Here is a 25200-nt window from a genome sequence, read left to right on the forward strand (position 1 = left end):
CGCTCTGAGGAGAGAAGCGATGACCCGATCCCTTGTCGAGGACGTGTGGCCGCTGTCGCCCCTCCAGGAAGGGCTGCTCTTCCACGCCGCCTTCGACAGCGAGGGCCCCGACGTCTACCAGGGGCAGCGACTGCTCGAACTGACCGGTCCGCTGGACGCCGACCGGCTGCGGGCGTCCTGGCAGGCGCTCCTCGCCCGGCACGCGGCGCTGCGGGCGAGCTTCCGCCGACGCAAGACGGGCGATGCGGTACAGGTCATCGCACGGGACGTGGAGCTGCCCTGGCGCGCGGCCGACCTCTCCGGGCTCGCGGAGGCGGACGCGCTGGCCGAGGCGGACCGGCTCGCCGGCCGGGAGCGGGCCGAGCGCTTCGACCTCGCGGCGGCGCCGCTGCTGCGGCTCCTGCTGATCAGGATCGGAGCGCGGCGCCACCGCCTGGTGGTCACCAGCCACCACGTCCTGATGGACGGCTGGTCCATGCCGGTGCTGCTGGACGAACTCTCGGCGACCTACGCGGCGGGCGGCGACACCTCCGGGCTCCCACCGGTGACGTCGTACCGGGAGTACCTGGCCTGGCTGTCGCGCCAGGACAAGGATGCGGCGCGGGCCGCCTGGCAGGCGGAACTGGCGGGGGCCGACGAGCCGACCCTCGTGGCCCCGGCGGACCCGGCCCGCTCGCCCCTGCCCCCGGAGAGCCTGATCAACGAGTTCCCCGCGGAACTGACCGACGGCCTGGTGCGGTTCGCCCGCGGCCAGGGTCTGACCGTCAACACGGTGGTGCAGGGCGCGTGGGCACTGGTCCTCGCACGGCTCGCGGGACGCACGGATGTGGTGTTCGGCGCCACCGTGGCGGGACGGCCGATGGAGCTCCCGGGCGTCGAGTCGATGGTCGGCCTGTTCATCAACACACTGCCCGTACGCGTGCGACTCGACGCCGATCAGCCGGTCGCGCGCATGCTGGCCGAACTCCAGGAGCGACAGTCGTCCCTGATGGCACATCAGCACCTGGGACTGCCCGAGGTGCAAGGGCTCGCCGACTCCGGCGGCGCGGTCTTCGACACCCTCGTGGTGTACGAGAACTATCCGAGCCCGCCCGCGCAACCCCCGTCGCCGGGCACCTTCACCGTGCGCATAGCCGCCGGTCAGGAAACCGCGCACTACCCCTTCACCCTGGTGGTGGCGCCCGTCGGCGACCGGATGCTCTGCAAGCTCGACCACCGGCCCGACCTGTTCGACCGCGAGACCGCCGAGTCGGTGTACGCGTGGCTGGTGCGGGTGCTAGAGCAACTGGTCGCCGATCCGTCGGTCCTCGTGGGCCGGGTCGAGGTGCTCGCGGCGCCCGAGCGCGGCCTGGTCGTGGAGGGCTGGGGCGGCACGGCCGGCGAGGCGCCGGGCGCCCTGGTGCCCGAGCTGATGGCCGGACGCGTGGAGACGTCGCCGGACGCGGTGGCCGTCGAGGGCGAACGGACGCTGTCGTACGCGGAGTTGTGGGCGGAGTCCGGCGCCTGGGCCCGGTACTTGACCGCGGTGGGCGTGCGGCGCGGCGACCGCGTCGCCGTCGTGATGGAGCGATCGCCGGATCTGCTGGCGCTGCTGCTGGGCGTGTGGCGGGCGGGCGCCGCCTACGTGCCGGTCGACGCGGGCTCCCCGCCGGAACGCGTGGGCTTCGTCCTCGACGACTCGGCTCCCGCCGTCGTGCTGTGCACGGAGAAGACCCGGGCCCTCGTGCCGGAAGGCACCGAGCCGCTCGTGGTCGACGATCCGCGCGTGCGGGAGGCGGTGCTCACCACACGTACTGCCGACGCTTCCCCCGTGGCCGTGTCCCCGGTGCTGGTGAGCGCGGACGACGTGGCGTACGTGATGTACACCTCGGGATCCACGGGTGTCCCCAAGGGCGTGGCGGTGTCGCACGGCAGTGTCGTCGCGCTGGTGGGGGAGCGGGGCTGGGCGGTCGGCCCGGACGACGCGGTCCTGATGCACGCCCCGCACGCCTTCGACGTCTCCCTCTTCGAGGTGTGGGTCCCGCTGGCCGCCGGAGGACGGGTGGTCGTGGCCGGGCCGGGTGCGGTGGACGCCGAGCGGGTGCGGGAGCACGCGGCCCACGGCGTCACCTCGGTGCATCTGACCGCCGGTTCGTTCCGTGTCCTGGCGGGGGAGTCGCCCGAGTGCTTCGCCGGACTGCGCGAGGTGCTGACGGGCGGCGACGTGGTCCCGGTCGGAGCGGTGGCGCGGGTGCGTGAGGCCTGCCCGGACCTGGTCGTACGCCATCTGTACGGGCCGACCGAGGTGACCCTGTGCGCGACCTGGCGGGTCTGGGGGCCCGGCGACGCGGTGGGATCGGTGCTGCCCATCGGGCGGCCCTTGGGCAACCGGCGGGTGTTCGTCCTGGACGCGTTCCTCCAGCCGGTTCCGTCGGGCGTGACCGGGGAGCTGTACGTGGCGGGCGATGGCCTGGCGCAGGGGTACTGGGGCCGGGCGGAGCTGACGGCGGAACGCTTCGTGGCCTGCCCCTTCGTGCCGGGCGGGCGGATGTACCGCACCGGAGACCTGGTGCGCTGGTCCGACACCGGTGAACTGCTCTTCGTCGGCCGCGCGGACGCGCAGGTCAAGGTGCGCGGCTTCCGGGTGGAGCTCGGCGAGGTGGAGGCGGCGCTCGCCGCCCATCCGGCGGTGGCGCAGGCGGTGGTGGTCGCCCGCGAGGACGGCCCGGGCGAACGCCGCCTGGTCGGCTACGTCGTACCCCGGAGCCCGGAGGGCGTGGACCCTGCCCTCCTCCGCGCCCACGTGGCCAGGACGCTGCCCGACTACATGGTGCCGGCCGCCGTCCTTCCGCTGGACGAACTGCCCGTCACCCGCAACGGCAAGGTCGACCACAGGGCCCTGCCAGCCCCCGACTTCGCGGCGCGGACCACCGGGCGCGCGCCGCGCACGGAGACCGAGTCGGTCCTGTGCGGCCTGTTCGCCGACGTGCTCGGCCTGGAGCGGGTCGGCGCCGAGGACGGCTTCTTCGAGCTGGGCGGCGACTCGATCATGTCGATGCAACTGGTCGCGCGAGCCCGCCGCGTCGGCCTGGTGGTGACGCCCCGGCAGGTCTTCGACGAGAAGACCCCGGAGCTGCTCGCACGCGTGGCGGAGACGGCCGAGAAGACGCGCGGCGCAGGAGCGGATCGGGACGCGGGTGTGGGGGAGATGCCCTGGACCCCCGTGATGCGGGAGCTGGGCGAGCGAGGCCTGCGTGCCGGGTTCGCGCAGTGGACGATCGTCGGCGCTCCGGCGGGGCTCGGCCGGGATGTCCTGGTGGGAGGAGTGGGCGCGGTTCTCGACGCGCACGACATGCTGCGGGCGCGGGTGGTGACCGAGGGGAGCGAGCCCAAGTTGTCGGTGGGGCCCCGGGGTTCGGTGGCCGCCGAGGGCCTAGTCGTCCGTGTGGGTGCGGAGGACGCGTCGGACGACTCGCTTGATGACGTCGCGGCGAGGGCGGCGCGCGAGGCGGTGGGGAGGCTCGATCCCGCCGCGGGCGTGATGGTCCGGGCGGTGTGGGTGGATGCCGGGCCGGGACGCGTCGGTCGGCTGGCCCTTGTGGTGCATCACCTGGTGGTGGACGGCGTTTCGTGGCGGATTCTGCTGCCGGATCTGCGCGCCGCGTGCGAGGCGGTGGCGGCCGGCCGGGAGCCGCGGCTCGACCCGGTGGAGACGCCGTTCAAGGCGTGGGCCGACGCACTGGTTGAGGAGGCGACCGGCGAGCGCCGGACGGCTGAACTCGCGGAGTGGACCGATCTGCTCGGCAGTCAGGCCGAACCACTGCTCGGGCGAAGGGAGTTGTCTCCGGAGCTGGACACCGCGGCGACCATGCGCCGCCGTACCTGGACCGTGCCGACGCACCTCGCGGCCGCGCTGGTGGGCAGGACGCCGGCGGTCTTCCACTGCGGGGTGCACGAGGTGCTGCTGGCATCCCTGGCCGGTGCGGTCGCCCACTGGCGGCGGGAAACCGCCCCCGCGGTCCTTGTGGACGTGGAGGGCCATGGGCGGCAGCAGGTCGGAGATGCGGAACTGTCGCGCACGGTGGGCTGGTTCACCAGCGTGCACCCCGTCAGGCTGGACATCGACGACATCGATGTGAGCCAGGTGGTGGCCGGTGGCCCGGCGGCCGGAGCACTGCTCAAGACGGTCAAGGAGCAGGCACGGGCGATACCGGGCGACGGCCTTGGCTTCGGTCTCCTGCGCCACCTCAATCCCGTCACCGCGCCGACCCTGGCGGCCCTGCCGCGCCCGCAGATCGGCTTCAACTACCTGGGCCGGTTCGCGGCGGACGCGGCGGGCAGCACTGTGGCCCCCTGGCAGCTGTCCGGAACCGAGGCCGTCGGCGGCTCGATCGACCCCGACACACCGGCCCTGCACGCCCTGGAAGCGAGCGCCGCCGTACAGGACACTCCCGAAGGGCCCGAGCTGACCGTCACCTTGAGCTGGCCCGCCGGGCTCCTCGACGACGCCGAGGCGGCAGAGCTCGGCCATGCCTGGGAGCAGGCTCTGGGTGGTCTGGCGGCCCACACCGCCGATACCCTCGCCGGCGGACACACGCCGTCCGACTTCCCGCTCCTGGCCCTCACCCAGCGGAACATCACCGAACTGGAAGCCGCTGAGCCGGAGTTGGTCGACGTATGGCCCTTGTCGCCCTTGCAAGAAGGGATGCTGTTCCACGCCACGTTCGACGAGGAAGGGCCGGACGTCTATCAGAGCCAGCGCCTGATGGCACTGGACGGTCCGCTGGACGTGGGCAGGCTGCGCGCCTCCTGGGAGGCGCTCCTGGCCCGGCACGCGGCACTGCGGGCCGGGTTCCACCGCCCCGAGTCGGGCGAGGCGGTACAGGTCGTCGCGCGGCGGGTGGAACTCCCCTGGCGCGAGGCCGACGTGTCGCGGCTGGCGGACGCCGACGCGGAGGCCGAGGCCGAGCGCCTGGCCGAACGCGAGATGGCGGAGCGCTTCGACCTGACGCGGGCGCCGCTGCTGCGCCTGCTGCTCATCCGCTTCGGCGAGAACCGGCACCGCCTCGCCCTCACCAGCCACCACATCCTGGTGGACGGCTGGTCGATGCCGGTCATCCTCAACGAGGTGTCATCGCTGTACGCGGCGAGCGGCGACGCGGCGCACCTCTCGCAGCTGTCGCACCTCAGGCCGACCGCCTCCTACCGCGACTACCTGGCCTGGCTGGAGCAGCAGGACAAGGAGGCCGCACGGGCCGCCTGGCGGACGGAACTGACCGGCGCCGACGAGCCGACGCTGGTGGCACCGGCGGACCCGGGCCGACCGCCGGTGGTGCCGGAGGTCAGCTCCGCGGAGCTCTCCCAGGAGAAGACCCGGGCGCTGACCGAGCTGGCCCGCGCCCATGGGCTGACGGTGAACACCGTGGTGCAGGGCGCCTGGGCGCTGGTCCTTGCGCGCCTCGCCGGGCGCACGGACGTCGTGTTCGGCGGCACCGTGGCCGGGCGGCCCCCGGAGCTGCCCGACGCCGAGTCGATGATCGGCCTCTTCATCAACACCCTGCCGGTACGCGTGCGGCTCGACCCGGGCAGGCCGGTCCTGAAGATGCTCGCCGAACTCCAGGAGCACCAGTCGGCCCTCATCGCCCACCAGCACCTGGGCCTGTCCGAGATCCAGCAACTGGCCGGTCCCGGAGCGGTCTTCGACACCATGCTGATGTTCGAGAACTACCCCCGGAACTCGGCCACCCTGCCCGGCCCGGCCGATGCACCGGCGGACGACGCGGTCGCGATCACCCAGTTGAACACGCTGGCCGGGACGCACTACCCGCTGGCGGTGGGCGTCATCCCCGCCGAGCGGCTACGCGTCCTGGTGACCTACCGGCCCGATCTGATCGAGCGGGCGACCTCCCTCAGGACGGCACGCCAGGTCGTCCGGGTCATCGAGGAACTGGTCGCAGACCCAGAGGTGTTGGTGGCGCGGGTGGGCGCGCTGGACGCCGAGGATCGCGCGTCGGTCGTGGAGGAGTGGAACGCCACCGAGGCGGAGGCTCTTGGCGGGACCGTGCCGGAGCTGATCGCGGAACGGGTGGAGTCGTCACCCGGTGCGGTGGCGGTCGAGGGTGAACGGACGCTTTCGTACGAGGACTTGTGGACCGAGTCCGGTCGCTGGGCGGCGTATCTGGCCGGTCTTGGCGTGGGCCGCGGTGATCGCGTCGCGGTGCTGATGGAGCGGTCGCCCGACTTGCCCGCGCTGCTTCTGGGCGTGTGGCGGGCGGGCGCGGCCTACGTGCCGGTGGACGTGGGCTGGCCGCAGGAGCGGATCGCGTTCGTCGTGACGGACGCGGCTCCGGCGGCGGTGGTGTGCACCTCCGAGAGCCGAGGCGTGCTGCCGGGCGCCGGAGTTGCCGCCAACGCCGTGATCCTCGACGACCCGCAGACACGGGCGGCGCAGGCCACGCATGAAACCGACCAGCGGACCGTCCCCGTGGCGGGGCGGGACCTGGCGTACGTGATGTACACGTCGGGCTCGACGGGCGTGCCCAAGGGTGTCGCTGTGCCGCACGGGAGTGTGGCGGCGCTGGTGGGGGAGCGCGGCTGGTCGGTCGGCCCGACGGACGCGGTCCTGATGCACGCCCCGCACGCCTTCGACGTATCGCTGTACGAGATGTGGGTCCCGCTGGCCGCCGGTGGCCGTGTCGTCATCGCCGAGAGCGGCGTCGTCGACGCCCAGCGGATGCGCGAGCACGTGAAGCGCGGGGTGACGTCCGTCCATGCCACGGCCGGCCAGTTCCGTGCGCTGACGGAGGAGACGCCGGACTGCTTCACCGGGCTGCGTGAGGTGCTGACCGGCGGGGACGTCGTCCCGGCCGGGGCGGTGGCCCGGCTGCGCGAGGCTTGCCCGGAGGTCGCCGTCCGGCACATGTACGGGCCGACCGAGGTGACCTTGTGCGCGACCTGGCAGGTGCTCGGTCCGGGCGACGCGATGGGCTCCGTACTGCCGATCGGGCGTCCGCTGCCCCACCGCCGGGCCTTCGTCCTGGACGCTTTCTTGCAGCCGGTTCCGCCGGGTGTGACCGGCGAACTGTATGTAGCGGGCGCCGGGTTGGCGCACGGCTACTGGAGTCGCGCGAGCCTGACCGCCGAGCGGTTTGTGGCCTGCCCGTACGTGCCGGGCGAGCGGATGTACCGCACCGGAGACCTGGTGCGGTGGACCGAGCGTGGCGAGCTGCTCTTCGTCGGGCGTGCGGACGCCCAGGTCAAGATCCGTGGCTTCCGTGTGGAGCTGGGCGAGGTGGAAGCCGCCCTGGCCGCTCACCCCTCCGTGGCCCAGGCGGTCGTCATCGCCCGCGATGAGGGCCGGCAGGCTGAGCGCCGCCTCGTCGGATATGTCGTCCCCGACGGTCCGCCGCCGGCCCCCGAACTCATCCGCGCCCACGTGGCCGAGACGCTGCCCGACTACATGGTCCCCACTGCCGTGATCACCCTGGAAACCCTCCCGCTGACCCGCAACGGCAAGGTCGACCGCGACGCCCTGCCCGCCCCCGACTTCGCGGGCAAGGTCACCGGTCGCGCGCCGCGTACGGAGACCGAGGCGGTCCTGTGCGCGCTGATCGCCGAGTTGCTCGGCCTGGAGCGGGTCGGCCCCGACGACAGCTTCTTCGAGCTGGGCGGCGACTCGATCATGTCGATGCAGCTGGTCGCCCGTGCCCGCCGCGCCGACCTGCTCCTCAAGGCGCAGGACGTCTTCGAGCACGAGACACCCGCCGGTCTCGCGGCCGTGTCCCAGCACGTGGGCACGGGCACGGCCACGGCGACCGCGGAGTCAGGCATCGGTGACGTGCCCTGGACGCCGGTGATGCGGGAGCTGGGCGAGCGGGGCCTGCGCGGCAAGTTCGCACAGTGGACGATCGTCGGCGCTCCGGCGGATCTCGGCAGGGATGTGCTGGTGGGCGGTGTGGCCGCCGTCCTCGACGCGCACGACATGCTGCGGGCCCGCGCAACGACTGGTGGGGCCGACGGGGGCGGGTACAAGTTGGTCGTGGGGCGGTGCGGTTCCGTCGATGCCGCCGCCCTGGTCACGCGTGTCGACGCTTCGGATGCGCCGGCCGACTCGCTGGATGGTCTCGCGGACGAGGCGGCCCGCGAGGCCACCGAGCGGCTCGATCCGTCGGCGGGCGTCGTGCTCCAGGCCGTCTGGGTCGATGCCGGGCCGGAGCGGACCGGTCGACTGGCCCTGGTGGTGCACCACTTGGTGGTCGACGGGTTGTCGTGGCGCATCCTCGTCCCGGACCTGCGGGCCGCGTGCGAGGCGGTGGCGGCCGGACGTGAGCCCGAACTCGACCCGGTGGGTACGTCGTTCAAGCAGTGGACGGACATCCTGGCCGACCAGGCCACGAGCGAGGGCCGGACCGTCGAGCTCGTGGACTGGACCGCGCTGCTTGGGTCGGCCGAAACCCCGCTCGGGAAAAGGGAATTGGACCCCGCGCTGGACACTGCGGCCAGCATGCGCCGCCGTACCTGGACCGTGCCGACGCACCTCGCGACCACGCTGGTGGGCAGGACGCCGAAGGTGTTCCACTGCGGGGTGCACGAGGTGCTCCTGTCGACGCTCGCAGGCGCGGTCACGCAGTGGCGGCGCGGCGAGGGCGGGCACGTACTGCTGGACGTGGAAGGCCACGGCAGGGACCCGCTCGCGGGCGCCGAACTGTCGCGCACGGTCGGCTGGTTCACGACCGCACACCCGGTCCGCCTCGACGCGGCCGCGATCGACCTGGACGAAGCACGCGCCGGTGGCCCGGCGGCGGGAGTATTGCTGAAGACCGTCAAGGAGCAGGCGCGGACGATCCCCGGCGACGGGCTCGGCTTCGGACTCCTGCGTCATCTCAACCCCGACACCGCACCGACCCTGGCGGCTCTGCCGCGCCCGCAGATCGGCTTCAACTATCTGGGCCGGTTCACGTTCGACACGGCGAAGGCAGTGGATACGGCGGCAGGCCGGGCCACCCCCTGGCAACTGGCCGGCGGCGAAGCGATCGGCGGTTCGGTGGACCCGGACATGCCCGCCCCGCACGCCCTGGAAGCGGGCGCCGCAGTACAGGACTCCCCCGAAGGGCCGGAGCTGACCGTCACGCTGACGTGGCCCACGGGTGTGCTGGACGAGACCGAGGCGGAACACCTCGCGCATACCTGGCTCGACCTGCTCACCGGTCTGGCCGCCCACACCACCGCCCCCGACATCGCCTCCGACACCGGTCCCGGCACCCACTCCACCGTGGGCGGACACACCCCTTCCGACTTCTCCCTCCTCGACCTCACCCAGCACGAAGTCGACGAACTCGAAGCAGCGGTGCCGGACGTGGCCGACGTGTGGCCGCTCTCGCCGTTGCAGGAAGGGCTGCTGTTCCACGCGGGATTCGACGACCGGGGCCCGGACCTCTACGAAGGTCTGCGCGTCCTGGACCTGGACGGGCCGCTGGACGTGGACCGGCTTCGGGCCTCGTGGGAGGCGATCCTCGCCCGGCACCCCATCCTGCGGGCGAGTTTCCACCGACGTGCGTCGGGCCAGGCGGTCCAGGTCATCGCACGGGAGGTGGAACTCCCATGGCGAGAGATCGACTTGTCGACCCGTTCGTCCGCAGACGCGCGCGCCGCACTCGACCGCATCGTCGAGGACGAGCGCACCCGACGGCTTGACGTGACGCAGGCCCCGCTGCTGCGGCTGCTCCTTGTCCGGCTCGGCGAGAACCGGCATGCCCAGGTGGTCGTCAACCACCACATCGTCACGGACGGCTGGTCGCTGCCGGTCCTCATCGCCGAGATGTCCGCGATCTACGAGGCAGGCGGTGACGGGCGTGCGCTGTCCGCCGCGACCTCGTACCGGGAGTACCTGGCATGGCTGGAACGCCAGGACAAGGAAGCGGCGCGCGAGGCCTGGCGCACGGAGTTCGCGGGCGCGGACGAGCCGACGCTGACAGCGCCCGACGATCCGTCCGTCGCACCGGCCCTACCGGAACGCGTGCCCTACGAGTTCGGCGAGGAACTCACCCGAGCGGTCGTCGGCCTGGCGCGCGGCCACGGCCTGACGGTGAACACGGTCGTGCAGGGCGCCTGGGCGCTGCTCCTCGCCCGGCTCGTCGGGCGCACGGACGTGGTCTTCGGAGCGACGGCGGCCGGACGGCCCGCCGAGCTGCCGCGTGTGGAGTCGATGGTCGGCCTGTTCATCAACACGCTTCCCGTACGGGTCGACGTGCTCGGAGAGCAGTCGGTCGCCGCCATGCTGACCGGTCTCCAGGAGCGGCAGGTCGCGCTCATGTCCCACCAGCACATCGGCCTCTCCGAGATCCGCAGGCTCGCGGGTCCCGGCGCGGCCTTCGACACGCTGGTCGTGTACGAGAACTACCCACGCCCACCCCTCCGTGAGCCCGCGCCCGACACCTTGTCCCTTCGCCCCGGCGGCACACCGGAGGACACGGGCCACTACCCGCTGACCCTGATCGCGGTGCCCGGCGAGCGGCTGCACGGCGAGTTCATCTACCGGCCCGGAGTGTTCGACCGCGCCTGGGCCGAGGAGATGGTGGCGGCACTGGGCACTGTGCTCGAAGGGATGGCGGCTGATCCGTCGGCGCCCGTGGCGCGGGTGGGCGTACTGGGCGGGGCGCGGCACGACCTCGTCGTGGGCGAGTGGAACCGTACGCAGGTGCCGGTGACCGCGGAGACGCTGCCCGAGCTGTTCCGGCGGCAGGTGGAGCGATCGCGGGATGCCGTCGCCCTGGTGTCGGGAACGTCGGGAACGGCGGGGGCTTCGGAGACGTCGGGTGAGCAGTCGCTGACGTACGGAGAGCTGGAGGCCGAAGCCGGGCGCTGGGCGCGCTGCCTGATGGAGGCGGGCGTGGGGCCGGAGTGCCGGGTGGCCTTGCTGGCGCCGGGGTCGGCGGCGACGGTGGTCGCCGTCCTCGCGGTGTCCATGGCGGGCGGGGTCTTCGTGCCGGTGGACCCGGGATACCCGCGGGAGCGAGTGGCGTTCGTCCTCGCGGACGCGGACCCGGCGGTGCTGCTGTGCACGCGGGAGACGCGCGCCCTGGTGCCGGAGGGGTTCGCCGGCCACCTGATCGTCCTCGACGACCCGGAGGACGCCGCAGCGGTCGCCGCCGCCGGGAAGACGGCCGGGCCCATCGGCCAAGAGGAGCGGACCGGACCGCTCACCGCGGACAACGCCGCGTACGTGATCTACACCTCGGGGTCGACCGGGATGCCGAAGGGCGTGGTCGTGCCGCACGCGGGGCTCGCCAACCTGGCGCGGGCGCAGATCGAGCGGTTCGCGGTGGGGCCGGATGCTCGGGTGCTCCAGTTCGCCTCGCCGAGCTTCGACGCGGCGGTGTCCGAACTGTGCATGGCGTTGCTCTCGGGAGGTGCGCTCGTGGTGCCGGGGGCCGACGCGCTGCCGCCCCAGGTGTCGCTCGGGCAGGCGGTGCGCAGGTGGGGCGTGACCCATGTGACGGTGCCGCCGAGCGTGCTCGCCGTGGAGGAGGCACTGCCGGCAGAACTGCGGACATTGGTCGTGGCAGGAGAGGCGTGCCCCCCGGCGCTCGTGGACCGGTGGTCCGCGGGGCGGCGGATGGTGAACGCGTACGGGCCCACCGAGCTGACGGTGTGCGCGGCCATGAGCGCGCCCCTGTCGGCGGACGGGGACGCAGGCGGGACTGTAGGCCGTCAGGACGCGGTGCCGATCGGGCGACCGATGGCCAACGTCCAGGTGTTCGTCCTGGACCGGTTCCTCCAGCCCGTCCCGCCCGGAACGCCGGGCGAGCTGTACGTCGCGGGCGCGGGCGTGGCCCGTGGCTACTGGGCGCGGCCCGGTCTGACCGCCGAGCGGTTCGTGGCGTGCCCGTATGCACCCGGCGAGCGGATGTACCGGACCGGGGACCTGGTGCGCTGGACCGACGGCGGTGAACTCGTCTTCATCGGGCGCGCGGACACCCAGGTGAAGGTGCGGGGCCACCGCGTCGAACCGGGCGAGGTCGAAGCGGTTCTCGGCGCGCATCCAGAGGTCGCCCAAGTGGTGGTCGTGGCGCGCGACGACCGGCGGTCCGGGGAGCATCAGCTGGTCGCGTACGTGGTCGCCGCCGCCTCGGTCGTCACCGATCCGTCAGGCGTCGCTGACCCGTCGGCCAGCACCACCCCCTCACCCGTCACTACCCCCTCACCCGTCCCCGCCCCTTCATCCGTCACCGCCACGTCGGAGACCTCGCGCACCGATCAACTCCTCAGCGCCCTCCGCGACATCGCGGCGCAGCGTCTCCCCGCCTCCATGGTCCCGTCGGCGTTCGTCCCGCTGGAGCGGCTGCCCCTCACCGCCAACGGGAAGGTGGACCGGCGCGCGCTGCCCGCGCCCGACTTCGCGGGGAAGGTCTCGGGACGGGAGCCGCGCACGGAGACCGAGGCGCTGCTGTGCGGTCTGTTCGCCGAGGTGCTCGGCCTGGAACGGGTCGGCGTCACCGACAGCTTCTTCGAGCTGGGCGGCGACTCCATCTCCTCGATGCAACTGGCCTCCCGCGCCCGCCGCTCCGGCCTGGTGGTGACACCCCGGCAGGTCTTCGAGGAGAAGACCCCCGAGCGCGTCGCGACGGTGGCACAGGCGGCCGACGGCGCCGGGCGCGACGCCGTCGAGGACATCGGGGTCGGCGAGGTGCCCTGGACCCCGGTGATGCGGGAGCTCGGCGAACCCGCGCGCCGCCCGAGGTTCGCGCAGTGGGCCCTCGTCGGCGCTCCGGCCGGTCTCGAACGCGACGTACTCCTGGCCGGTGTGGGGGCCGTACTCGACACCCATGACATGTTGCGTGCCCGCGTGGCCCCGGCGGACGGCGACGGCACCGAACCACGCCTGGTCGTCGGCGAACCAGGTTCCGTGCACCCCGCGGACGTGGTCACCCGCGTGGCCGCCGAGGGCACGGCGACCGCAGCGCTGGACGAGGCCGCGGAACGGGCGGCGAAGGAGGCCGCCGAGCGCCTCGACCCGTCGGCGGGCGCGATGTTCCAGGTGGTGTGGGTGGACGCGGGCCCGGAGCGGGTCGGCCGACTGGTCCTGATGGTCCACCACCTGGCCGTGGACGGCATGTCCTGGCGGATTCTGGTGCCCGACCTGGCCCTCGCCTGCGAGGCCGCGGCGGCGGGCCAGGAACCCGTGCTCGATCCCGTGGGCACATCGTTCAGGCGCTGGGCGAACCTCCTGGCCGCACAGGCGACGGAACCGGACCGGGTGGCGGAGCTCGACGCGTGGACGGCCCTGCTCGACGGCGTGGAACCGCTCCTCGGCCGACGTGCGCTCGACCCGGCGGTGGACACCGCCGGGACCACGCGCCGCGCGTCCTGGCAGGTCCCGCGAGAAGAGGCGGCCACGCTGGCGGGCCGGACCCCCGCGCTGTTCCACTGCGGGGTCCACGAGGTGCTCCTGGCGACGCTCGCGGCAGCCGTCACGCGCTGGCGCGGCACGGGCGGGCACGTCCTGCTCGACGTGGAGGGCCACGGCCGGGAACCGGTCGAAGGCGCCGAACTCTCGCGCACGATGGGCTGGTTCACCAGCACCCACCCGCTCCGCCTCGCCGTCGCCGCCGTGGATCTGACCGAAGCGGCGGACGGCGGTCCGGCGGCCGGAGCACTCCTGAAGGCGGTCAAGGAACAGGCGCGGGAGGTCCCGGGCGACGGACTCGGCCACGGCTTGCTGCGCCACCTGAACCCCGAGACGGGCCCGGTGCTCGCCGCCCTGCCCGGCCCGCAGATCGGCTTCAACTACCTGGGCCGATTCACGGCGGGCAACGCGGGTGACGCGGACGCGGGTGACGTGGGTGACCCGCCCGCCGGCCGCACCGTCACGGCGTGGCAGCTGGCCAAAGACACGGCGATCGGCGGGTCGGCCGACCCGGACATGCCGTCCATGCACGCCCTGGAGGCGGGCGCGGCCATCGTGGACACTGCTGACGGGCCCGAGCTGACCATCTCGCTCAGCTGGGCGGGCCAGGTCGTCGACGGCGCCGCGGCCGAACGCATCGGCCGGCTCTGGCTGGACATGCTCGGCGGCCTCGCCGCCCACACCACCGATCCCACGGCCGGTGGACACACACCCTCCGACTTCCCCCTCCTCGGCCTCGCGCAGAGCCAGATCGAGGAGCTCGAAGCCGGATTCAACCCGCTCTGAAGCCCTGAAGCCTGAAGCCCCGGCCAAGAGGCGCCGAGGCCCAGAGGCTCCGAAGCTCCGAAGCTCCGAGGAGAGAAGAGATGACCCGATCACCGGTCGAGGACGTGTGGCCGCTGTCGCCGCTACAGGAAGGACTGCTCTTCCACGCCGCCTTCGACGACCAGGGTCCGGACGTGTACACCGTGCAGTCCGCGTTGGACATCGAAGGCACGGTGGACGCGGACCGGTTACGGGCATCGTGGCAGGCGCTCCTCACCCGGCACGCCGCGCTGCGCGCCTGCTTCCGGCAGGTGAGCGGGGCGCAGATGGTGCAGGTCATCGCGCGTGACGTGGTGCTGCCCTGGCGTACGGAGGACGTGTCGGGCCTGGCCGAGTCCGATGAGCCCGCCGCGCTGGAACGCCTGGCGGTGAGCGAGCGCTCGGAGCCCTTCGACCTGGCTGTGCCGCCCCTGCTGCGCCTCCTCCTGATCCGGCGCAGCGAGCACCGGCACCGCCTGGTCGTCACCAGCCACCACATCCTCATGGACGGCTGGTCGGCCCCGATCCTCATCGGCGAACTCTCCGAGATCTACGCGGCGGGAGGAGACGCCTCCCGACTCGCGCGCACGACCTCCTACAGTGCGTACCTGAAGTGGCTCGGCCGCCAGGACAGGGAAGCCGCACGGACCGCCTGGCAGGCGGAACTCTCCGGCACGGACGAACCGACGCTGGTGGCACCGGCCGTCCCGGACCGGCTCCCCGTCTTCCCCGACAACGTGAGCTCGGACCTTCCCGAGGAGGTCACGCGGGGCGTGGTGGAACTCGCCCGCGCGGGCGGCCTCACCGTGAACACCGTGGTGCAGGGCGCCTGGGCGCTGGTCCTGGCACGGCTCGCCGGGCGCACGGACGTGGTGTTCGGCGCGACGGTGGCGGGACGGCCTCCCGAGCTGCCGGGCGTGGAATCGATGGTGGGGCTGCTCATCAACACGCTGCCGGTGCGGGTCCGACTCGACGGCGATCAGCCGGTGCTGGAGATGCTCCGTGAGCTGCAGGAGCGCCAGTCCGCGCTGATGGCCCATCAGCACCTGGGTCTCCCGCAGATACAGAAGGCCGCGGGCCCGGGGGCGGGCTTCGACACGCTCCTCGTGTACGAGAGCTTCCCCCAGCCCCCGGCCGACTCCGCGTCTCCGGACCGCGAGAGCCTCGCGCTCAGGCCCGCGGGGTTCACACGCGAGGCGGCGCACTATCCGCTGACGCTGGTGGTCGGCCCCGGCGCACGCATGCACCTGAAGCTGGAGTACCGGCCGGACCTGTTCGACCGCGGTGTCGCCGCATCGGCGCTCGACGCGCTTGCGGGGGTGCTGGAGCGGGTCGCCGTCGATCCCGCGGTCGTGGCGGGACGCCTCGGGGCGATGACGACGGCCGACCGTGAGGCGGCTGTTGCACCGCCGCGCGAGGTCGTGTCCGAGCTGATCGCGGGGCGGGTGGTGTCCGCGCCGGGCGCGGTGGCCGTCCAGGGTGCACGGACTCTCTCGTACGGGGAGTTGTGGGCCGAGTCCGGCCGCTGGGCCCAGTACCTGGCGGGCCTGGGGGTGCGGCGGGGTGACCGTGTCGCGGTGGTGATGGAACGTTCGCCGGACCTGGTGGCGCTGCTCCTGGGGATCTGGCGGGCGGGCGCCGCCTACGTGCCGGTGGATGCGGGCTGGCCGGGGGAGCGGGTCGCCTTCGTGCTGGAGGACGCGGCTCCGGTGCGGGTGGTGTGCACGTCGGAGAGCCGTGGCGTGGTGCCGGACGGAGCTGCCGGGCGCCTGGTGAACCTGGACGATCCGCAGGTGCGGGCGGCGCTGGAGGCGTGCGGCACCGACAAGCCGATCGTGCCGGTGGCGGCGCAGGGCCCCGTGGCGGCGCAGGATCCCGTGGCGGCCCAGGACGTGGCGTACGTGATGTACACATCGGGCTCGACGGGCGTGCCCAAGGGCGTCGCTGTGCCGCACGGGAGTGTGGCGGCGCTGGTGGGGGAGCGCGGCTGGTCGGTCGGCCCGACGGACGCGGTATTGACGCACGCCCCGCACGCCTTCGACGCGTCGCTCTTCGAGGTGTGGGTCCCGCTGGTCGCGGGTGGCCGGGTGGTGATCGCCGAGCCCGGCGTGGTCGACGCCCCGCAGGTGCGCGAGCAGGTGAAGGGCGGCGTGACGGCGGTGCACCTGACCGCCGGTTCCTTCCGGGTGATGGCCGAGGAGTCGCCCGACTGCTTCACCGGACTGCGTGAGGTGCTGACCGGCGGCGACGTCGTCCCCGCCGGGGCGGTGGCCCGCGTGCGCGAGGCCTGCCCGGACGTGGCCGTCCGCCATCTGTACGGGCCGACCGAGACGACGCTCTGCGCGACCTGGCACGTGCTGGAGCCGGGCGACGCGATGGGCTCCGTATTGCCGATCGGGCGTCCGCTGCCCCAGCGGCAGGCTTTCGTCCTGGACGCTTTCCTGCAGCCGGTTCCGCCGGGTGTGACCGGCGAACTGTACGTCGCGGGCGCCGGGTTGGCGCACGGCTACTGGAACGGGCAAGGGCTGACCGCCGAGCGGTTCGTGGCCTGCCCGTACGTGCCGGGCGAGCGGATGTACCGCACCGGAGACCTGGTGCGCCGGATCGAGAACGGCGAGCTGCTCTTCCTCGGCCGTGCGGACGACCAGGTCAAGATCCGGGGCTTCCGTGTGGAGCTGGGCGAGGTGGAAGCCGCCTTGGCCGCTCACCCCTCCGTGGCCCAGGCCGTGGTCGTCGCCCGCGACGACGGCCCGGGTGAACGTCGCCTCGTCGGCTACGTCGTCCCCGAGGGAGCGGAGGTCATAGACCCCCAACTCGTCCGCGCCCACGCCGCCGAGGCCCTGCCCGACTACATGGTCCCGGCCGCCGTACTGGCCCTGGGAGCCCTGCCCGTGACCCGCAACGGCAAGGTCGACCGCAAGGCCCTGCCCGCCCCCGACTTCGCCGACCGCGTCTCCGGTCGCAAGCCGCGGACAGCGGCCGAAGAGGTGCTGTGCCGCCTGTTCGCCGAGGTGCTCGACCTGGAGCGGGTCGGGCCCGACGACAGCTTCTTCGACCTGGGCGGCGACTCGGGCCTCGCCATGCGCCTGGCGGGACGGGTCCGCGAGGAGTTCGACGCCGAGCTCGGCATCCGGCAATTCTTCGGCTCGCCGACCCCGGTCGGAGTGGCCCGGCTGCTCGCCACGAAGGCGCGGCCCGTCCTCCAGCCGGTCGAGCGTCGCGATGAAATCCCTGTCACGACAGGGCAGTTCCGCACCTGGCTGATGTCCCGGCTCGACGACGAGGCGGGCACCGACCGCATCCCGGTGGCGCTGCGGCTCGGCGGCGAGCTGGACCAGGAAGCCCTGCGGGCCGCCCTCGGCGATGTCGCCGCGCGACACGAGATCCTGCGCACCACCTTCGACGGCGTGCGGGGCGGCGTCATGCGCCAGCGTGTCCTGGACACCGCCGCGTCCCGTCCGGAGCCCGCGGTGGTGCGGGCGACCGAGGCGGAGCTGCCGGGCCTGCTGGCCGCCCGCACCGGGCAGGCCTTCGACCTCGGCCGGGAGGCGCCGTGGACGCAGACGCTCGTCCGCCTCTCGGAAACCGAGCACGTGCTGCTCCTCGTGGTGCACCGGATCGTCGCCGACGACGCGTCGCTGGACGTCCTGGTCCGCGACCTGGCGACCGCGTACGGCGCGCGGCGCGAGGGCAGGGTGCCGGAACGAGCGCCGCTGCCCCTCCAGTTCGCCGACTACGCCCTATGGGAACAGCAGCTGCTCCAGGGAGAGCGGGAGCCCGAGAGTCTGGTCAACGACCAGCTCGCCTACTGGCAGGACGCCTTGGCGGGCATCGACGCCGAGATCGAGCTGCCGGCGGACCGGACACGGCCGTCCGTCGCGTCGCACCGGGCCGGGACCGTACCGCTGCGCCTCGACACCGAAGCGCACGGCCGTCTCGCCGATCTGGCGGATCTGGCCGACGGCGACGGAACGACGACGTTCATGGTGGTGCAGACGGCCCTCGTGATGCTCCTCGCCCGGCTCGGCGCGGGCACCGACGTCACCATCGGCACGCGGATCCCGCGCCGGGACGAGCCCGGCCTCGAAACGCTGGTGGGACCTTTCGCCGGGGCTCTCGCGCTGCGTACGGACGCGTCCGGCGACCCCACGTTCCGGGAACTGCTCGGCCGCGTACTGAGGGCCGACCAGGAGGCGCACGAGCACCGTGACGTGCCGTTCGAACGCCTCGTGGACACGCTGGAGTTGCCGCCCTCGCTCGCACGCCACCCGGTGTTCCAGGTCCTCCTGGAGGTCGACGACAGCGTCGACGAGCCATGGGACCCCTGGGAGCTGCCCGGCCTGTCCACCACCCGCCTGGACCTCGGCGCCGAAGCCACCGAACTGGACCTGTCGTTCAGTCTCACCGAGCGGTACGAACCCGACGGCGACCTCGGCGGCATCGACGGTCAACTCCGCTACGCCACCGAGCTGTTCGACCGGCAGACCGCGGAGGCGCTCGCGCGGCGGCTCGTCCGCGTCCTCGAGCAGGTGACGGCCGATCCGCAGCTGCGCCTGAGCGAGGTCGACGTGCTGCTGGACGCGGACGAGCGCCGCCGGCTCGTGGCGGGCGTGAACGACAACGACACGACGGCGGAGCCGCCCACGCGCACCGTGGTGGAGCTGCTGGCCGCGCAGGCGGCACGTACGCCGGACGCGGTCGCCGTCACGGACCTGCACGGCCCCCTGACGTACGGGGCGTTGGACGCGGCGGCGGAGGGGCTCGCCCGTCGGCTGATCGGGCAGGGGGTGGGCCCGGAGAGCGTCGTCGTCGTGGCACAGCCGACCGGGAACGCCTGGGTCGTCGCGCTGCTCGGGGTGCTGAAATCCGGCGCGGCCTGCTCCTTCGCCGAAGATCCCGCACGCCCGCTGGAGGGCGTCGACCTCGCGTCCTGCGCGATGTTGGTCTGCTCCGAAGCAGTCGCCGCGGCCGTGCCCGACGGTGCCGGAATTCCGGTGGTGGTGCTCGACGGCCCGACGCAGGACGAGACCGACAAGACTTCGGCGGGACACCGGGCCCATCCGGGACACCCGGCGCTCGTCCTCGCGGGCGCCGTCATCGAACACCGCACGCTCGCCTCCCACGCGACGTACCGCAGGCATGCCTCCCCGGCGTTGGGAGCGGCACCGCTGTTGGACTCCAGGGCCCCGTTCGCGGCGCTCGCGACGCCCTTGCTCGCGGCGCTCTGCGCGGGAGGGAGCGTGCGGCTCGGCATCCCGGGCCAGGACCTCGCGGCCGAGGAGCCCGGGACGCTGGTGGTCACCACCCCGGAGCTGCTGGACTCCGCCCCCGAGGCCCTGGTCGTGGACCTGGCGGGCGAGCCGCAGGCGGTGGACCGGCTGCGCGACTGGCGGGCGCGGAATCCCTCGACCCCGCTGGTGAGCGGCTACGGATCACCGGAGACGGGCGGCGCCTGGCTGGAGGACAGGACGGGCGTTGAGGCGATGGACGCGTGGGAACCCCGGACCGGCGGCCCGGTCCAGGACACCCGCGCCTTCGTGCTCGACGAACGCCTGCGCCCGGTGCCGCCCGGCGTTCCGGGCGATCTCTACCTGGCGGGCGGCACCCTGGCGCGCGGCTACGCGGTCAGCCCAGGACGCACGGGCGAACGGTTCGTGGCGTGCCCCTTCGGCGCCGCCGGCGAGCGCATGTTCCGGACCGGCGAGCGGGCGAAGCGGACGTACGCGGGTCGCATCGCCGTACAGCCCGAGGGGCAGGGGCACAAGGGGGACGTCGGCGTGGGGCGCCGCCTTGGCAGGCACCGCGGCGACCTGGGCGTCCTGCTGCCCCTGCGGCGGGAAGGCAGCCGCTCCCCGCTGTTCTGCGTGCACACCGGCATGGGCCTGAGCTGGACCTACGCGGCCCTCCTGCCGCACCTCCCGCAGGACCAGCCGGTGTACGGCGTGCAGGCGCGCGGCATCGCGCAGCTCGGGCAACTGCCGGGCAGCATCGAGGAGATGGCGGCCGACTACGCGGACGAGATCCGCACCGTGCAGCCGGTCGGCCCCTATCGACTCCTGGGGTGGTCCGTCGGCGGAACCATCGCGCAGGCCGTCGCCGCCCGCCTGGAGGAACTCGGCGAAGAGGTCTCGCTCCTGGCGCTGCTCGACGCCTATCCCGGCAGCGGCGCCCCCAAGTCGCGCTTCCGCGGCGAGAAGGGGGAGGCGGGACAGGAGACGGAGGGCTACGGCGTGCTGCGGCCGGGGGAGCAGGGGCAGGGCGCCGACGTGGCCTCCCTCTACCGCTCGTCGGGCATGAGCGAGCAGGCCCTGTCGAACCTGGAGACAGTCGTTCGCAACATGTCCGGGTTCGTGCCGGACCACACGCCGCGCCCCTCCCATGGCGACCTGCTGCTCTTCGTGGCGACCGCCGAATCGGCCGGTAGGCGGCCCGTGGCGGATGCCGTCGCGAGCTGGCGGCCCTTCATCGGGGGCGACATCGAAACGCACGAAGTGCCCGTCGGTCATTACGACATGCTCAAGCCCGAAGCCCTGTCGCGCATTGTGCGCGTCGTCGCGCGCAAACTCGGCGCGACGAGGGAGAAGGCAATGGAAAAGAATCCCGAACACCGGAACAGCGGACAGCGGACATCAAACGAAAAGGACTGAACGATGACCAACCCGTTCGACAACGAAAACGGCACCTTCCTGGTTCTCGTCAACGACGAGGGACAGCACTCCTTGTGGCCCGCGTTCGCCGAGGTCCCCGAAGGCTGGACCACCGCGCACGGCGAAGGCACCCGGCAGGAATGCCTCGCGTACATCGAGGAGAACTGGACGGACATGCGCCCGAAGAGCCTCGTCGCGGACATGAACAGGAACGAGACGGCGGTGCCCTAGGTGGACACGGAATCACTGGTGACCGTGGCGATCGGCGATGTGGCCGTCATCGTCATCGTCTCCCGCCTCCTCGGAGCGCTGGCGCGCCGCTGCGGCCAGCCGGCGGTCATCGGCCAGATCGTCGCCGGTATCGCCCTGGGCCCTACCCTCCTGGGCCGGCTGCCCGGAGATCCGACCTCGCGGCTCTTCCCGCCGGAGGTGCTGCCGTTCCTGACCGTGCTCTCGCAGATCGCCATCGTGATCTTCATGTTCGTGGTGGGGTACGAGATGGACTGGCGGCAGCTGCGCCAGGGCGGCAGAGCGGCGGCCACCGTGGCCCTGTGCGCGTTCCTGGTGCCGGCGAGCCTCGGCGTGGGCGCGGTGGGGGTGTTCCACGGCGCGTTCGACGCGGTCCAGCCCGCTCACGCGGACGGCAGGACGTTCTGGCTGTTCATGGCCGTGGCGGTCTCCGTCACCGCGCTGCCCGTGCTCGCGGCCATCGTCCGTGAGCGGGGGCTCGCGGGCAGCGCCGAGGGCACCGTGGCCACCACCGCCGCCGGGCTCATGGACGTGGTGGCGTGGCTCGTCCTCGCCGCCGCTCTGGCCGGCACCGGGCATGCCACCGGCCGCTCGTGGCAGCTGACGCTGCTGCTGATCTCCCTGTTCGTGGCGGCCCTCTTCCTGGTGGTGCGCCCGGTGCTCGGATGGTGGCTGCGGCGCTCCCGGGTGGTGATGGCCAGCCAGCTCACGATCGCGCTCGGCCTCGCCCTGGGCAGTGCCTGGGTGACCGCGGAGCTCGGCCTGCACCCCGTGTTCGGCGGTCTGCTCGCGGGCCTCGCGATGCCCCGCAGGGACGGCGTGCCGGACGCCGACGTGCTGCGGCCGATGGAGCAGACATCCGATCTGCTGCTCCCGCTGTTCTTCGTGACGACGGGACTGTCCTTCAACATCGGCTCGCTGGACGGCGACGGCGGCATCCTGCTCCTGCTGATCCTCGCCGTCGCCATCCTGGGCAAGCTGGGACCGGCGTACGCGGCATCCCGGATCAGCGGCATGGACACGCACCGGTCGGCGACCGTGGCCGTGCTGGTGAACACCCGCGGGCTCACGGAACTGATCGTCCTGAACGTCGCGTTGGACGCCGGGATCATCGGCCCGGCGCTATTCACCGTTCTCGTACTCATGGCATTGGTCACCACCTTCATGACGGGACCTCTGCTGACTCTGATAGGGCGCAGGCAGAAACGGGAAACCCCGAGCGGTCCGGAAAAGGGGCCGAAAGAGAAGGTCGTTCCCGCGCTGACGGATGGACAACCTTGACGCTCGGGCAGTGCGATTTCAGACTCGATTGAGCAATGGGCTCCCTGGGCGGGCGCCGCACCTTTCGGTTTTCCCGTCCGGGAGAAAAGGGGAGGAGGGATGACCTTGCCGGATTCCGAGGAATTCGACGTGGTGGTGGTCGGCGGAGGGCCCGCCGGATCGACACTGGCCGCACTGGTGGCCATGCAGGGGCGGCGGGTGCTGGTCCTGGAGAAGGAGTTCTTCCCGCGCCACCAGATCGGTGAGTCGCTGCTGCCGTCCACCGTGCACGGCGTGTGCAGGCTGACCGGTGTCGCGGACGACCTGGCCGAGGCGGGCTTCCCGCGCAAGCGCGGCGGCACCTTCCGGTGGGGCGCCAATCCGGACCCCTGGACCTTCTCCTTCTCCGTCTCCCCGCGCATGAGCGGGCCGACGTCGTTCGCGTACCAGGTGGAGCGCTCCAAGTTCGACGACATCCTGCTCAAGCACGCCCGCAAGGTGGGCGCCGAGGTGCGCGAAGGCTGCGCGGTGCTCGACGTCGTCGCCGACGACGAGCGGGTCCGTGGCGTCACGTACACCGACGCCGACGGCAACGAACGCCGGGCGCTCGCCACGTTCGTCGTGGACGCCTCGGGCAACAAGAGCCGCGTGTACCAGCGGGTGGGCGGCAGGCGCGAGTACTCGGAGTTCTTCCGCAGCCTCGCCCTGTTCGGCTACTTCGAGGGCGGAAAGCGGCTGCCGGAACCCAACTCGGGCAACATCCTCTCGGTCGCCTTCCCGAGCGGCTGGTTCTGGTACATCCCCCTGAGCGACACCCTGACGAGCGTCGGCGCCGTGGTGCGGCGCGAGATGGCCGAGAAGATCCAGGGAGACCAGGAGAAGGCGCTCATGGCGCTCGTCGACGAGTGCCCCCTGATCGGCGAGTATCTCGCGAACGCCAAGCGGGTCACCACCGGGCAGTACGGCCAACTGCGGGTCCGCAAGGACTACTCGTACCACCAGACGACGTTCTCGCGCCCCGGCCTGGTCCTCATCGGCGACGCGGCGTGCTTCGTCGACCCGGTGTTCTCGTCCGGCGTCCACCTGGCGACCTACAGCGCGCTGCTCGCGGCACGCTCCATCAACAGCGTCCTGTCCGAACGTGTCGACGAGGAGCGGGCGTTGAAGGAGTTCGAGTCCCGCTACCGGCGCGAGTACGGCGTCTTTTACGAGTTCCTCCTCTCCTTCTACGAGATGCACCACGACGAGGACTCCTACTTCTGGCAGGCCAAGAAGGTCACCAAGACCGAGCGTCCCGAACTCCAGTCGTTCGTCGAGCTCATCGGCGGTGTCTCCTCCGGCGATCGCGTCCTGACGGACGCCGAGATCCTCGCCAAGCGGTTCTCGTCGGACTCCGCGGAGTTCGCCGCCGCGGTCGACGACCTGGCCGGCAGCGAGGACGGCAGCATGGTGCCGCTCTTCAAGTCCTCGGTGGTGCGCGAAGTCATGCAGGAGGGCGGCCAGGTCCAGATGCGGGCGCTGCTCGGGGAGGACGCCGAGGACGAGGCGCCCCTGTTCAGCGGCGGTCTGGTGCCGTCGCCGGACGGCATGTTCTGGCAGCTGCCCGTGTCCGCCGCCCAGAGCCCGGCCGAGTAGGCCGACCGAAAGCCGGTAGAAGCCGAGCAGAAGGAGGTCCGCGCATGGCGCGGCCGTCAGACCTCTCCATGCACAACCGCAGGGACCGCCTGGACCCGTTGCCCGAGCTCAGCGAACTCAGCGCGCGGGCGCCGCTCTCCGAGGTCGAACTCGGCGACGGGCCCGGCTCGTCGACGGGCTGGCTCGTCACGGGCCACGACGAGGTGCGCGCGGTCCTGGGCGACGCGGAGCGGTTCAGCACGGCCCCGCCCGCGGGCGGCAGCAGGCCGGTCCAGGCGGGCAACCTCATCCAGTACGACCCGCCCGACCACGCCCGGCTGCGGCTGCTGCTCACACCGGAGTTCACGGTCCGCCGGATGCGCGGCCTTCAGCCCGCCGTCGCATCCGTCGTCGCGGACTGCCTGGACTCCCTGGAGAAGGCAGGTCAGCCCGCCGACTTCATGCGGCACGTGGCCTGGCCCGTGCCGGGCCTGGTCATGTGTGAGCTGTTCGGCGTGGAGCGCGACGACCGGGCGGAGCTCGCGCGGCTGCTCAAGGTCAGCAGGCCCGCCTTCCGCGGCCGGCGGTTGCAGATGACCGCGGGCGCGGCCTATCTCGCGTACGTCGACCAGCTCGTCGCCCGCAACCGGCGCGCACCGGGCGACGACCTGCTCGGCAGGCTGGTGCGCGAGCACGGCGACGACATCGACGACGACGAACTGGTCGGCCTCACCGCGTTCGTCATGGGCTCGGGCGTCGAGAACATGGCCAGCATGCTGGGCCTCGGCATCCTCGCGCTGCTCGAACACCCTGACCAGCTGGACCTGTTGAGGCAGTGCCCGCACCTGATCGACCAGGCGGTGGAGGAGTTCATCCGCTACCTGTCGATCATCCCGACGGCATCGCCGCGGACCGCCCGCGAGGACGTACCCCTCGCGGGCAGGGTGATCAAGGCCGGGGACCAGGTGGCCTGTTCGCTGTTCGCGGCCAACCGCGTCCGGCCGCCCGGCACACCGCCGGACGTCCTGGACATCACCCGTGAGCCCGCCGCCCACGTGGGGCTCGGCCACGGCATCCACTACTGCATCGGGGCGTCGCTGGTGCGGATGGAGCTCAGGAGCGCCTACCTGGCGGTCCTTCGCCGCTTTCCCGGGCTGCGCTGTGCCGTGCCGCCGGAGGAGATCCGCTTCCGGACGCAGGCGCCGTACGGCGTGGAGACACTGCCGGTCACCTGGTAGGGGA

At 72.6% G+C, this 25200-nt stretch carries 6 protein-coding genes; all 6 read left to right on the top strand.

All coding sequences use genetic code 11. The features are described 5' to 3' along the window. Positions 1 to 19 precede the first annotated feature (19 nt). Positions 20 to 14170: an amino acid adenylation domain-containing protein gene (locus ACIGXX_RS02755; protein WP_399972029.1), complete on the top strand. Its 14151-nt coding sequence runs from the start codon at positions 20 to 22 to the stop codon at positions 14168 to 14170. An 80-nt stretch (positions 14171 to 14250) separates the two neighbouring features. Further along, entirely contained in the window at positions 14251 to 20835 is a 6585-nt protein-coding gene (locus ACIGXX_RS02760) for an amino acid adenylation domain-containing protein (protein WP_399972032.1), read from the top strand. 3 nt (positions 20836 to 20838) lie between these two features. Further along, entirely contained in the window at positions 20839 to 21066 is a 228-nt protein-coding gene (locus ACIGXX_RS02765) for an MbtH family protein (RefSeq protein ID WP_351156669.1), read from the top strand. Further along, complete coding sequence (locus tag ACIGXX_RS02770; RefSeq protein WP_399972035.1) at positions 21067 to 22365, top strand: cation:proton antiporter; 1299 nt, start codon at positions 21067 to 21069, stop codon at positions 22363 to 22365. Positions 22366 to 22464: 99 nt separating this feature from the next. Further along, the gene (locus ACIGXX_RS02775) at positions 22465 to 23979 is read left to right on the top strand and encodes a tryptophan 7-halogenase (protein WP_351156665.1); all 1515 of its coding nucleotides are present in this window, start codon (positions 22465 to 22467) and stop codon (positions 23977 to 23979) included. Positions 23980 to 24023: 44 nt separating this feature from the next. Beyond that, positions 24024 to 25196 carry a cytochrome P450 gene (locus ACIGXX_RS02780; RefSeq protein ID WP_399972039.1) on the top strand — a complete coding sequence of 391 codons (1173 nt, stop codon included), beginning with the start codon at positions 24024 to 24026 and terminating at the stop codon, positions 25194 to 25196. Positions 25197 to 25200 lie beyond the last annotated feature (4 nt).

Origin of the sequence: Streptomyces sp. NPDC055243, from assembly GCF_044544025.1 — a bacterium.
GTDB lineage: Bacteria > Actinomycetota > Actinomycetes > Streptomycetales > Streptomycetaceae > Streptomyces.

What these genes read in the sequence shown, in the direction of transcription:
- ACIGXX_RS02755 (WP_399972029.1), top strand. Translation starts at nt 20, where the DNA reads ATGACCCGATCCCTTGTCGAGGACGTGTGGCCGCTGTCGCCCCTCCAG.
- ACIGXX_RS02760 (WP_399972032.1), top strand. Translation starts at nt 14,251, where the DNA reads ATGACCCGATCACCGGTCGAGGACGTGTGGCCGCTGTCGCCGCTACAG.
- ACIGXX_RS02765 (WP_351156669.1), top strand. Translation starts at nt 20,839, where the DNA reads ATGACCAACCCGTTCGACAACGAAAACGGCACCTTCCTGGTTCTCGTC.
- ACIGXX_RS02775 (WP_351156665.1), top strand. Translation starts at nt 22,465, where the DNA reads ATGACCTTGCCGGATTCCGAGGAATTCGACGTGGTGGTGGTCGGCGGA.
- ACIGXX_RS02780 (WP_399972039.1), top strand. Translation starts at nt 24,024, where the DNA reads ATGGCGCGGCCGTCAGACCTCTCCATGCACAACCGCAGGGACCGCCTG.